This window comes from Rhodococcus sp. IEGM 1306, assembly GCF_036541985.1.
Lineage (GTDB): Bacteria > Actinomycetota > Actinomycetes > Mycobacteriales > Mycobacteriaceae > Rhodococcus_F > Rhodococcus_F qingshengii.
Map to the genome: position 1 here is coordinate 74,660 of NZ_JAZHFF010000007.1, position 12,386 is coordinate 87,045.

The 12,386-nt window shown below is 61.8% G+C and carries 13 protein-coding genes and 1 pseudogene; 8 read left to right on the forward strand and 6 right to left on the reverse strand.

The window, feature by feature from the left end; all coding sequences use genetic code 11:
• Positions 1–72: 72 nt before the first annotated feature.
• From V3587_RS20490 to V3587_RS20500, 3 genes and pseudogenes are all read left to right on the forward strand, one after another.
• Positions 73–964: pseudogene (locus V3587_RS20490) on the forward strand (FecCD family ABC transporter permease).
• A 25-nt stretch (positions 965–989) separates the two neighbouring features.
• Entirely contained in the window at positions 990–1,814 is an 825-nt protein-coding gene (locus V3587_RS20495) for an ABC transporter ATP-binding protein (RefSeq protein WP_003943123.1), read from the forward strand.
• A 21-nt stretch (positions 1,815–1,835) separates the two neighbouring features.
• Entirely contained in the window at positions 1,836–2,678 is an 843-nt protein-coding gene (locus tag V3587_RS20500) for a siderophore-interacting protein (RefSeq protein ID WP_007735714.1), read from the forward strand.
• A 5-nt stretch (positions 2,679–2,683) separates the two neighbouring features.
• Here V3587_RS20500 and V3587_RS20505 read toward each other — a convergent pair whose 3' ends face one another.
• Genes V3587_RS20505 through V3587_RS20515 form a run of 3 tightly spaced genes read right to left on the reverse strand, consistent with a single transcriptional unit; the run spans position 2,684 to position 5,939 of the window.
• Positions 2,684–3,877 (reverse strand): winged helix DNA-binding domain-containing protein, encoded by a 1,194-nt coding sequence (locus tag V3587_RS20505; RefSeq protein WP_039973500.1) that lies wholly within the window; start codon positions 3,875–3,877, stop codon positions 2,684–2,686.
• Positions 3,877–4,518, reverse strand: coding sequence for a histidine phosphatase family protein (locus tag V3587_RS20510; protein ID WP_007735718.1), 642 nt, complete (start codon positions 4,516–4,518; stop codon positions 3,877–3,879). Before V3587_RS20510 ends, V3587_RS20505 begins: the two co-directional genes overlap by 1 nt.
• A gap of 14 nt (positions 4,519–4,532) precedes the next feature.
• Positions 4,533–5,939 carry an FAD-binding oxidoreductase gene (locus V3587_RS20515; RefSeq protein WP_064689096.1) on the reverse strand — a complete coding sequence of 469 codons (1,407 nt, stop codon included), beginning with the start codon at positions 5,937–5,939 and terminating at the stop codon, positions 4,533–4,535.
• Between the two features lie 140 nt (positions 5,940–6,079).
• Between V3587_RS20515 and V3587_RS20520 the strand changes: the two genes are divergently transcribed.
• On the forward strand, positions 6,080–6,979 hold the full coding sequence (locus V3587_RS20520; RefSeq protein ID WP_003943243.1) for a LysR family transcriptional regulator: 900 nt from the start codon (positions 6,080–6,082) through the stop codon (positions 6,977–6,979).
• Between the two features lie 22 nt (positions 6,980–7,001).
• On the opposite strand, the gene V3587_RS20525 is transcribed toward V3587_RS20520, so the two are convergent.
• Together V3587_RS20525 and V3587_RS20530 are read right to left on the reverse strand one after the other, a co-directional pair.
• Entirely contained in the window at positions 7,002–8,081 is a 1,080-nt protein-coding gene (locus V3587_RS20525) for a helix-turn-helix domain-containing protein (protein ID WP_242692433.1), read from the reverse strand.
• A 9-nt stretch (positions 8,082–8,090) separates the two neighbouring features.
• On the reverse strand, positions 8,091–9,062 hold the full coding sequence (locus V3587_RS20530; RefSeq protein WP_030537407.1) for an alpha/beta hydrolase: 972 nt from the start codon (positions 9,060–9,062) through the stop codon (positions 8,091–8,093).
• Positions 9,063–9,155: 93 nt separating this feature from the next.
• Between V3587_RS20530 and V3587_RS20535 the strand changes: the two genes are divergently transcribed.
• From V3587_RS20535 to V3587_RS20545, 3 genes are all read left to right on the forward strand, one after another.
• Positions 9,156–9,749: a hypothetical protein gene (locus V3587_RS20535; protein ID WP_161120498.1), complete on the forward strand. Its 594-nt coding sequence runs from the start codon at positions 9,156–9,158 to the stop codon at positions 9,747–9,749.
• Positions 9,750–9,910: 161 nt separating this feature from the next.
• Positions 9,911–10,339 carry a YciI family protein gene (locus V3587_RS20540; protein WP_007735729.1) on the forward strand — a complete coding sequence of 143 codons (429 nt, stop codon included), beginning with the start codon at positions 9,911–9,913 and terminating at the stop codon, positions 10,337–10,339.
• Positions 10,340–10,342: 3 nt separating this feature from the next.
• A complete protein-coding gene (locus V3587_RS20545; RefSeq protein WP_283377112.1) occupies positions 10,343–11,617 on the forward strand; it encodes an RNA polymerase sigma factor in 1,275 nt (424 codons plus the stop codon).
• Positions 11,618–11,647: 30 nt separating this feature from the next.
• Here V3587_RS20545 and V3587_RS20550 read toward each other — a convergent pair whose 3' ends face one another.
• On the reverse strand, positions 11,648–12,061 hold the full coding sequence (locus V3587_RS20550; RefSeq protein ID WP_283377113.1) for a hypothetical protein: 414 nt from the start codon (positions 12,059–12,061) through the stop codon (positions 11,648–11,650).
• A gap of 154 nt (positions 12,062–12,215) precedes the next feature.
• Here V3587_RS20550 and V3587_RS20555 point away from each other — a divergent pair, with 154 nt between their 5' ends.
• A complete protein-coding gene (locus tag V3587_RS20555) occupies positions 12,216–12,386 on the forward strand; it encodes a hypothetical protein (protein WP_007735738.1) in 171 nt (56 codons plus the stop codon).

The window sequence follows — 12,386 nt, forward strand, 5'->3', positions numbered from 1 at the left end:
ATAGTTCCGCGAGTGCTGTTCGTAACCGTGACAATCAGTGCGGCATTGGCGGCGCTCTCGTTTGCCACGCTGATGTATGGAACCCTGGATCTGTCCTTGGGCGAAGTATGGCGTGCCCTGCACGGCGAAGGCGCCCCAGCGGCGGTTCGGTCCGTCCAGAATCGCAGGCTGCCGCGGCTGATCACGGCGATCGGCGTGGGCGGAAGCCTCGGTGTGGCCGGCGCGGTTTTGCAATGTTCTCGGATCGCCGGACATCATCGGTTTCACCACCGGCGCTGCGGCTGCAGCCGTGGTTCAGATCGTCTTCTTCGGAGGCGGGGTACTGCAGACCGCGGGCGCCGCTGTTCTCGGCGGCATGCTGACGGCGCTTCTGGTGTACGCGCTGGCACGCAAAGACGGCGTCAGCGGCGGTCTTCGACTTGTCCTGGTCGGTATCGGCGTGGGCGCGATGCTGAGCGCCGTGATGTCGTTCCTGGTGGTGCGTGCGGATATCGACGACGCCACCGTTGTGCAGCAGTGGACGGCCGGCTCGCTGACCGGGCGCGGTTGGCCACACGCGGTCAGTGTTGCCATCGCCGTCGGTGTTCTCGTTCCTGCTCTCGTCGTGGTGTCCCGGCGCGTCACCATGATGGAGATGGGCGACGACGCAGCGTCCTCGCTCGGGATCTCCGTGGAGCGATACCGATTTGCCGGCATTCTGCTTGCGGTCGCGCTCACCGGCGCGGCGACCGCGGCCACCGGCCCCATCGCATTTGTGGCGCTCGCCGCTCCCCAGATCGCACGACGGTTGGCACGGCGCAGCGGTGTTCTTGTCGCGACTTCCTTCCTGCTAGGCGCAGTTCTGCTGGCGGGCGCCGACTTGATCGCGCAAGCGGTCGAGGTCGGTCTCCGCACTCCTGTCGGTCTTGTCACCAGTCTGCTCGGTGGTGCCTATCTGATCTGGCTGCTCGCTCGTCAGGCCTGAAAAAAACTCGCTACGAAAGAGATTCATGACTACTGCCACCCCAACATCGCGGCTGCGCGCCGAGAAGATCGAACTACGGTACGCCGATCGAACCATCGTGGACGAGTTGAGTCTCGAGATCCCCGATGGAGGGTTCACCGTCGTCGTCGGACCGAACGGGTGCGGCAAGTCGACATTGTTGCGTGCGCTCGGCAGAATGCTGACACCTCGATCGGGTCGTGTTGTGCTCGACGGTAACGATATTCGGTCCTATCGAACCAAAGAAGTCGCCCGGCGAATCGCCCTGTTGCCACAGTCCCCGCTCTCGCCTGGAGCGATCAGTGTCGCAGACCTCGTATCCCGCGGCCGATATCCGTATCAGAGCATGCTGCGCCAGTGGTCACCCGAAGACGAGCATGTTGTCTCCGAGGCCCTGAATGAAGTCGGAATGCGATATGCAGCAGACCAATTGGTGGACGAGCTGAGTGGGGGACAACGTCAGCGGGTATGGATCGCCATGACGCTTGCGCAGCGCACCCCGGTGTTGTTGCTCGACGAACCGACCACCTTTCTCGACATCGCACACCAGATCGAGGTTCTCGACCTCTGTTCCCAACTCCACCAGTCCGGTCGAACATTGGTCGCGGTCCTGCACGACCTGAACCTCGCGGCCAGATATGCCACGCACGTAGTTGCCATGCGGTCCGGAAAAATTGTCATGCAGGGCAGTGCCTCGGACGTCTTCACCCCTGAGTTACTGCGCGAAGTCTTCGACCTCGAGGCGCTGGTTCTCGAAGACCCGGAAACCGGACGGCCACTTGTTGTTCCGCGTGATCGAAGACCTGTCAGTCAACTACCCGTCCACAACTGAACCACCGATCAGGAGATATCAATGACTACCGCATCTCGACCTGAAGAAACTGAAACGTCTGCGTCGGCAAAGGCGCCACGCGGAGAAGACCACGACCGCGGTCTCAACGACGTGGTTGCCGTCGTCGAACGCGTCGAACGGCCGACCGAGAGCATCTTGCGCATCGCCGTCCAGTTGACTTCGTCGGCGGACGACCCGAATTGGTTGCGGCCCAACGTCGCATTTCGCATCCAGCTGGGTCCGCACTACGACGACGTCTCTCGTGTCTACACGGTGCGCACCTTCGATGCGTCGAGCGGTTCGATGACCTTCGACGTAGTGCTGCACGGTCACACCAGCCCTATGATGCGCTGGGCCGACGACCGTCGTGTGGGTGACACGTTCTCGCTCACCGGTCCTCGCCCGCACTTCCTCGTTCCCGAGATCGCTGGTCGCCGCGTCGCACTTTTCGCCGACGACACCGCGATACCTGCCCTCTATTCGATTCTGCTTCAGTGGCCCGAGGGACTGACCGGCGTCGGCTGGGTCGCCACCGGTGACGCCGAGGCTTTCGCGGAACTACCCGTGATCCCCGGCCTCGAGCTGCACCATGTCGAAGATGGCCTCGCCGAGTACGCCGTCGAACTCGAAAACCCAGGAGACTACGCGGTGTGGGGTGCCGGGGAACGGGACGAGATGCGAGCCATTCGAGCGCATTTCCGCAAGACAGTCGGCCTGGCGAAGGACGATGTAGTTGTCTTCGGGTACTGGAAGCGAGGGGTCAGCACTACCGAGATAGATCAGAACCGACTTCGGAACTACACGAGCATCCTCGAAAACGGCGGCACGCTCGCAGACATCGACGATCTGGCAATCGGTATCTGACGCTATCACCGGGAACTAGTGCCGGCGGGAGGTTCGGGAACGTCGTGCCTCATCGCCTGTGAGACGTACCCCGTGCCGATTCTGACGCCGCCCAGCCACGCGGTGAGGCGCGCCGCCTCGGCATCGAGAGAACGTCGCGCAGACGCTGACACGGTCTCGAGCAATCGAACGTGCACCACACCGGTTTCGTCTTGGATCCAGCACCCTACGACGCGACCGTCGACCCATGCGGTGGTGCCGGCATTACCGCGGGTGTCGAAGAGTTGGTTGCGGTGCGGGCCGAGGTAGAAGTCACGGTTCTTCCACCCCATGATCGTCGGGTCGAGCACCGGTAGGAGTGCCACCCAAGGACCTGGATCAGGCACCGTGGCGACGTCATCGGGTAGCAACCAGCCGGTGTCGCCTCCGTCGAGTGAGACTGCAACGGCGTCGAGTTCGGCGAGGGCGGCCCGGACGACCGTCTTCGTCGAGCCCAGCCACCAGACGATGTCGTCTTCCGTGCCCGGTCCGAAGGTGTAGAGCCAACGGCGGACTATTTCTCGATAGCCGTCTGCAGATTCGAGATCGACGGGGGCGTCGTCGAGCCAGTGTCGAGTGAGAGTCCACAGTGGGCGTGAGACGGGGAAGCGGGCGGTGTTGGTGCCGCGCATGATGTCTGCGGTCGCCCCGAGATGCGTGAGAACCCTGGGTGCCGACCAGATTTCACCTGCCGAACCCTCGACCTTGACGTCGATCATCGGCACGGCCTGACGAATCTCTACCGCTGAAAGCCCTTCAGGCCTATCGGTGAGCAACTTCAGCACTTCCGTCCGTGCGCGATCGAGCCAGTCGTTGCCGTCGACGGCGAGTCCGGCCTTGACGACATCCTTGGCCATTCGTGCCCGCTCGGTGTTCGCGACGCGGGCGGACGCACTCGACCACGCGGCCGGCAGCAAGTCGCGGGGAAAGGTGAAGAGTGTGCGGCGCATTGCCAATTGCTTCACGAGACTGCGTTGGTCGTACAGGGCGCGGTCGACGTCGGCGGCGTCCACGGACCGAACCCTCGCCCAGCAAGACAGATAGACCGTCGCTGACTCGGTGGCGTGCAGTACCGTCATCGCCCGCGTGGCAGCTTCCGGCGAATCGACGTGAAACATTGGCTCCAGCGCATGACGTACTCCTATGCGAGCACGGCGTTCGTCGTCGGAGACATGGCGCATCAGGCCATCGTGCCACAGTCCAGGTGCGTCGTATCAGCTAGTTGCACGAGGGTTCGGTTGCGCCAGTAGTCGTCGTGTCGGAGATGTGTGATTGCACCCGGGGTGGTCGCGAAGGTCGCAAATCCTGCGGCTTCGACGGGAATCTGTAGCCAGGCGGAGACGACGAATGTGTGTGCAAAGCCGTGGGTTACGACGATGTGATCGTGATCGAGATCGTCCATCAGTTCGTGAACGCATTCGTGAACCCTTGATGCGATGTCGCGGCGGGTCTCGGCACCGGCAACGGGGCCACGGTGATCGAGGCGGTTGTTGTCAGGGGCCGGGACCTGCCGCTGGGCCAGCCACGAGTTCGGGCGTCCTTCGGCTTCGCCGAAGCTGATTTCGCGCAATCGTGAATCCGTTGTCGCCGGAGCATCGAGTGTCCGGGCGATGATCGTGGATGTCTCGGTGCAACGATTGAGGTCGGACGAGGTGATGCGGACCGGGCGCGAAGTTCCTGTGCGTCGTCGTTTCAGCGCTTCGGCGATCAAACCTGCATCGCGCCGACCAGCGGGGGTGAGAACCGAATTGTGCCAACCGCCGACTACGTCCTGCGCTGTGTGTTCGGCATGAGGATGAGTGACGACGTAAAGATCCTGCATGAGACCCCTTTTGCTTACCCGACTTTTTCCGGCAACAGTATTCCAGGATTGAGGATTCCACGGGGATCCCAGGACGATTTGATCAACTGCATTGCGGCGATGTCGGTTTCAGTGCGCCCCAGCGATATCCACGGCGACTTCGCGCGGCCTATCCCGTGCTCGGCGCTGATGCTTCCATGGTGGACGGCGACGAGTCGGAACACCGTATCGGTCAGTTCGTGTGCGACCCTCGGCTCGGCATCCAGAAGGTTCACATGAATGTTTCCGTCGGCGAAGTGCCCGAACAGGATTGGCCGCACGAGGGGGAATCGTTGTGCCAGGCTTTCTCGGAGGTTGTCGATGAACATTCCCATCACGGACAAGGGGACGGAGATGTCGAGCTTGACTACCGGCGTCGTCGACGACGCGCTGATGCTTTCGGTATGGCTTTCCCGCAGAGTCCACAGTTTTCGAGCCGGCCCAGGCTCGACCGTCGCGTCCTCGATGAGGTCGGCAGAGTCGGAGAGTACTTCGAGGAGCGACTCTTCCGTTTCGCGCGGTGATGACACCTCGATGAGTGTGTACATCGGTGAAGGGGTGCCGAACGGGCGACGGGCATCGGTGTGTGCGCAGACGAGGGAGATGCCGTCGTCGGTCATGATCTCGGCGGCTTCGACGGTCAATCCGCTCTGACGCACGCGATTACACAAATGAAGCGCTTGATCGACTTCGCGTACACCCGCGAGCACGACCTGGGTGTCGGTCGCCGGGGTGACCAGCTTCATCAGGACCTTGGTGATGACTGCGAGCGTTCCCTCGCTGCCGGCGAGAAGTCCTGGAATATCGTATCCGACATTGTCTTTGACGAGTGGAGTCCATCTACTCAGCACCGAACCGTCCGCGAGCACGGCTTCGATACCGAGTATCTGTGCGCGTGTATTTCCGTATCGGACCATGCGCGTCCCACCGGCGTTGGTTGCGACGATGCCGCCGAGTGTTGCGGATTCCTTTGATGCCAAATCGATTCCGAAGCGGAGACCGTGTGCAGATGCGGCCAGGTCGGCGCGAGCAACGGTCACGCCGGCGCCGGCCGCGATTGTCCGACCGATGGGGTCGACGGCTTCGATCGTCTCCAGACGTCTGGTACTCAGCACCACGGACCCAGCCGAGGCGATCCCACCACCGACCAGTCCGGTGTTGCCGCCTTGCGGTGTGACGGGAACCCCCGCGTCGAAGCATGCTCGAAGAACCGCAGACACTTCGGAAGTGTTGCCGGGGCGGATGACCGCGATCGCGTCGCCGATCCAACGTCCCGTCCAGTCACGTGTGTAGCCCTCGATCAGTTCGGAATCGGTAAGGACATGCGTGTGGCCGACGATCTCCGCGAGGGCGTCGAGAAGCCTCGCGTCTGTTGTAGGTTCAGTGAGTGTTCGGGGGTTCATGTGCAACCTTGTGATCGTTCGGGTGACAATTTTCGGGAGACAGACGGTGGATCAACGTGAACTCGATCCTCCGACCTCAGGTGATGCCGTGTCCAAGACCAAGTAGTGACACCACCATCTGTTTTTCTTATAATCGCCGTATGAACCTGCAGCGTGCCCGTTATCTGATCGCTCTGTCGGATCATGGGAGCTTCACTCGAGCCGCTGCGAACGTCCACGTCGCGCAATCGGCCCTCAGTCAGCAGATCAAGGTTCTCGAGCGCGAACTCGGAGTTCCGCTGGTGGATCGTCGGGGTCCGCAGTTCACCTTCACGGAAGCCGGCAAGGTGGCGGTACGAGAGGCGCGCTTTTTGATCGGGTGTGCGGACCGGGCGGTCGAACGAATTCGGTTGGCCGCGCGCGGTGTGGACGGAGAACTGCGCATCGCGTACACCCGTTCGTGGGCGGGCGGCGCAGTCGCGGATCTGGTCAGCACCTATCGAAGGCTCTACCCGGGCGTCGAAGTTGTCGTTCATCGTGGCACTTCGGCACAGACTGTCGACCTCGTCCGAACCGGAGCCGTCGACATCGCGGTTGTTCGCCCGCCGCTCGATGAAGACGATCGAGAACTTCCCCTGATCGTCCTCGACACCGAACCTATCCTGGTCGCTGTGCCCGTGGATCATCCGTTCGGAGATCGAGCGACGCTCGAACTCGGAGATCTGGTGGACGTCCCCGTTGTGTTCTGGCCGGAGGCCAACGCCCCGGGGATGTATTTGCGTACGCTCGAACAACTTTGGCCAAACGGGGCGCCCAGCATCGTTCGATTCGAGGCCGACGACGAGCAGGTGCTGCATGCCGTCTCGGACGGGGTGGGTATTGCGCCGATCCCCCAGGGCAGAGCGCGGATGCTCCGCATCCCGGGTGTCCATCTATGTGAGATCGCCGGTGAGCAACCAACTCTCGACGTGGCAGTGACCTACCGGCCGGATAATCCGAATCCGGCGCTTGCGCCGTTTGTTGCGCTCGCTGAACGCGAAAGATCGTCAACCACTGCGTAGTACCTGTGATGCGCGGTGGGTCCTATCCGCCATCGAGGACCAGCATCATGGCCGTTGCGCGTGCTCGGTTCTCGATGGAATCGACGTGGAATCCGACGTGCTGGGACAGTTTCGCCAATCGGTGCGCGACGCTGCTGTGGTGAAGATGCATGGAATCTGCTGCGGCCCTCAAGGTTCCGGACTGCAGGTATGACCTCAAGGTTTCGAGTAGTTCTAACCCCTGTTTGGTATCGCCGATCTCTTCGGCACGAACCAGATCCGGTATTCGCGAGTGATCGATGTGTGGTCCCGGCGCCAAGAGGTTGAGGGCGCCGAGATCGTCGGCGTTCACGATCGGTGTTGTTGCCGACGCCTGTGCTCGAGCGAATCGTGCAGTGCTCAGTATTGTGCTCACTTCGGAAGCGGGAGCAGTCAAAGATATTCCGGCGCGAATGTATGACGACAGCGCGGCCTCGGACAGCTCGGGTGTGGGTGCGAACGAACCCGTCACGAGATTCAGATGCTCGCCGTCAGCGTCTATCCCAGTGGCTTTGCCAGGTGTGCAATCTGGCGAAATGACAAGGTGTGCAGTGCCGTCGGCCGTGTCTGAGACTGCCTTGGTTGCCATTACACGGACTGGGGTTTGGGGTGCGATACCGAGACCGGCGCAGGAGGTGAGCACCGCGAGTTCATCCATCGGGAACAACAGATTTCGAGTGTGCTCGGCTTCGGTAGGCAGGCGTCGCGGTTGCAGAATTATCGCTGCGGTCAGGGCCATCCGGTCGACGAGCATTTCGTCGAGTGGCAAGCTGGCCCCGGGTCGTTCGATCCATACCGTTCCGAGAACCTCGTCGTCTACGGCAATGTTTCTGGTCATGCTCGGTGGGAGCTGAGGATCGGGTGACCATCGGCCGCGCGGATCGCAACGGCGCAAATTCTTCTTGCTTCTGCCGCGCTCGACGATCTCGATACCCACGACGCAGTCCGCCAACTGCGCGCTCGCACGAAGCAAAGACGCGGTGTCGGAGCCGTGCCGCACGAGGGCGTCGAAGTAATCGATGACACGTACCAGGCCTGCCGAGTCTGCATCGAGCTCGGCAAGCCGGTACATCAGTCCTTGCATCTCGCAACGCTACGAGACCGGCGAGAGCGAACGCAACCCTCTCCTGAGCGCAGTGAGGGCTTCGGCGGCACCTCTTTCGCTGACCGCGGCGGTCGCGACCAGTGCCGACCCGTGAAAGGTTCCGGGGAAGGAATGCAATTCGACGCTGACTCCCGCTTGCAGCAGCCGAAGGGCGTATTCGATTCCTTCGTCGCGGAGCGGGTCGAGTTCCATGGTGGACAGGTAGGTCGGCGGCAGACCGGTGAGGTCGGTAGCCCGGGACGGCGCAGCGTAAATGGACACGTCAGGATCTTCGGGACCGGAATACGACCCGCCGAGATAGTACTTCCACGACAGGATGGCGTTAGGGCGGTGCCACAAGGGGGTGTCGACGAAGTTCGTCATCGAGACCGTCGCCAGGCGGTCGTCGAGTTCAGGGATTTCGAGGAATTGGAAGGCCACGGGCACAACGCCCTCGTCACGGGCTTTGAGGACAGTGCCTGCGGCCAGTCCACCGCCTGCGCTCTGCCCTCCCACTGCGATGCGGCGTGGATCGACCCCCAGCTCCTCGGCATGGGCGTGGATGTAGAGGAGTGCGGCGTAGCAGTCGTCGACGGGGCCGGGGAAGGGGGTTTCGGGGGCGAGGCGGTACTCCACGTTCGCAACGGCGAATCCGAGTTCCCGCGCCACCTCGACGCAAAATGGATCGCTGGATTCTGCGGTGCCGATTGCGAATCCGCCGCCATGGATCCAGAGCAGAACGGGGACAGGGCCGGCAGTGTTGTCCGGGGTGAAGAAACGAATCGTGACCTCCGGATCGCCGTCCAGGCCGGGTGCCGACAGTTCACGAAGCGTGACTCCGTCGAATGACAGGTCGGCCAACATGGTGCCGACCAGAGCGTCGTAGGTGGCCCGTGCGTTGGGGAGGTCAGCGAAGTCCACCTTCGGGAGCATGGTGAGTGCCGCGGCGAGTTCGGGGTCGAGAGTCGGGAATGTTGTCATGCACCCATCATCGAGCCTGATTGTGGCCTACGTCACCAGCGGATTGTAGGAAATCGGAGAGTCTCCCTCCGACACCCGTCGGATCTCCCTAGGATGACGCCGGTGGACAGGGTACATCTCGGGGTGGGTTCGAGCGATTCGAATAGTGGGGCACGGATTGGTGGACGACCTCCGCAGGTTTTCGCTGGTCAGGCGATTCTGCGGTCGCACGAGTACCTTCTGACGCTCGAGGCACACACGGCGCCGTGGCTCGGCGTGCGAGAGCTTTCGATCTTCATCCGTCGAGGTTTCTCCATCGGCGACGACGACCTCGAATACCCGGACATCGGGGTTAGGGCAGTCCTGCACCCCTCGTCGTCACGAAGTGCGGAATCGGCGGGCAGCCATGCGGGCCTTGGCAGCGCGGCGTTGATCAGGATTCCCTCGGACGACGAGGTGATGCCGTTGGTGTTGATAGCTCCGCAACCGGTGCTCATTCAGAACGAACCGTCCTACGCCGATGCCGTCGAGGCAGATGGACACAGCTTCCTGTTCCAGATCAACGAAGAGGGGTGGCCGGTGGTTGCTGAGTCCCACCCCGATTTCGTAGAGGAGTACCTATTCGGTTACGGGTCGGTGTATTTCTACGGGAGCTCTGACGCGACCGGGCTCGTTCGCGAAGTTGTGCCGGGATTTCTCGACTTCTGACCGGCCCGACGGCCCGTCCGCCGATACCGTGGGCAGCGTATCGCGACCGGCGGTTATGTCCTCGGAAAAATTGTTTCGGAAGTTTGTCGATCGGTGAGTGCGCCGTTCGACGTGTAAGCAGAGGGACCGAACAGAGCGGTCCACGAACGAAGGAGATTCTCATGAAGTACATGCTGATCATGCGTTCCACCGATGAGGCTATCGAAGCATCCAAGGACATGGACTTCGACGAGATCATCGCGGCGATGGGGCAGTACAACGAGTCCCTGATCAAGGCAGGTGTCTTGCTGGCCGGTGAGGGACTGGCGATGGAGGAGGGATTCATCGTCGATTTCGAGTCCGATCCTCCGCTGGTCTCCGACGGCCCGTACGGGGAGACGAAGGAGTTGTTCTCGGGATTCTGGATCATTCAGACGTCGACCAAAGACGAAGCCTTGGAATGGGCGAAGCGCTGCCCGCTCGGGCCGGGAAGCAAGCTCGAGGTACGCCGCGTGAGCGAGATGTCGGACTTCGATCAGGACAACGAGTACATCCAGAAAGAGGCCGGCTGGCGTGAAGAGCTCGGTACCGATCGTCCGGTCGCAGGCTGAACCATGACCGACGAGGCGGTGCGAGAAGAAACGAGAAAGGCTGTCGACGCGGTCTGGCGTATCGAATCCGCGAAGATTGTCGCCACGTTGACTCGCACCGTCGGAGATCTTGATCTCGCCGAGGATCTGGCCGCGCAGGCTCTGCTCGAAGCCGTCGAGCAGTGGCCCGCGACGGGGGTTCCGAGAAACCCCGCTGCCTGGCTGACATCTGTGGCGACACGACGAGCAATCGACGGGTGGCGACGACGTGAGAGGTTGGACGAGCGCTACGCCCACTTTGCGCGTGAACTCGAGAACGACGCTTCACATTTCGACGACGTCAGCTGGGATCCGGACCGCATCGACGACGATGTCCTTCGCCTGATGTTCATCGCCTGCCATCCCGTGTTGAATCGAAAAGCGCAGGTGGCGTTGACGCTTCGAGTGGTGGGCGGTTTGACCACGGAAGAGATTGCGAAAGCGTTCCTCACGCCGACGGCGACGGTGCAGCAGCGGATAGTCCGCGCGAAGAAGGCGCTGACCGCCTCGAAAGCGGTTTTCGAAGTTCCAGGGCGAGAAGAGTTTTCGAGCAGATTGAGCGCCGTCCTCGGAGTGCTGTACCTGGTGTTCAACGAAGGCTATGCAGCCAGTTCCGGGGACGAGTGGATGCGGGCGGAGCTCAGTGCTGAGGCTCTGCGGCTCGCGCGAATACTCGCCGAATTGGTCCCCAGGGAGTCCGAGGTACACGGCCTTGTCGCTTTGATGGAGCTGACAGCCTCGAGATTCGGCGCTCGGACAACCTCGACCGGTGAACCCATCCTGCTGGCTGACCAGGATCGGACGAGGTGGGATCGCCTACAGATCTCGCGTGGGCTTGCCGCGCTGGAACGAGCTGACGCCGTCGGGCGTGGACGAGGCCCGTACGGCCTGCAGGCGGCGATTGCCGAATGTCATGCGCGAGCAGCAACTTTCGAAGACACCGATTGGAAGAAAATAGTCATCCTCTACGAGGCTCTGGCGCAACTGGCGCCATCGCCCGTGGTCGACCTCAATCATGCGGCGGCGGTATCCATGGCATACGGTCCTGGCCCTGCGCTCGAATTCGTCGACAAGCTTGTCGCTTCAGGTGAACTGGCCGACTACCACCTGCTTCCCAGCGTTCGGGGGGAGTTGCTCAGTCAGCTCGGCCGATCCGAGGAGGCTAGAACCGAACTCCTCGAAGCGGCTCGGCTGACCGGGAACGAGCGTGAGCGCGCTGTGCTGGTCGCGAAAGCAGATGCGCTGCTGCCGGATCGGTAGTGACGCGATTGTTAGTCGTGCGATTGATAGTCAGGGCTGAGTCGGATCATCATTGGGCACCATGGGCGGCATCCCGACTCCGTAGGGATCGAGCATGTCCGATACACGTCGACCCCACCGTTCATGCGCGGACTGACGGGTCATTCCCGCTGCGCGGCCGATGGTTGACCATGTTGCGCCGAATCTACGCAGGCTCATGACGCTTGCCGTCGAATCGATACCCGCGGCGAGCTGAATCCGGAAACAGGCCAACTGCCACGCCATCTGACGCTGCGCCGGGATGTCGGTGTCCTGTTCTGTCTCCCACTCAGGGCTGCCAGGTAAAGGATCTGTTCCGACAATCTTGTCTGCCTGAGTGCCGGCCTCGGTGATCGCGGCGTTGACCGTGGTGATCGCGGCGGTCTCGATCTTCGCAGTCAGGGCGCGTTCGATCAGGTCTTCCATGAGAAGTTCTCCTTTCGTCAGGACTAGCCTGACAGGCGCTGTTGAATTCTGTCAAGATTCCCCTGACGGACTTTGAGTTTAATTAATGCACGATTTATTTGTGTACTATCTAAATGGTCTCCGGTTCTGTTGACCGTCGTCGAAGGGGTTGCTGGTGAAAATCGTGGTTTTGTCGTTCCTGGTGGCGTTGACTTTGATGACGGTCGGGATCATCGCCGCGCGCAACCGCAGCACTCGACCTGCCGTGACCGGGGCAGTTACTGCGGCGTCAACGGTTCTCGCTGCCGCCTGGACACTTTTTGCCGTGGCCTTCGTATTGGCCTGA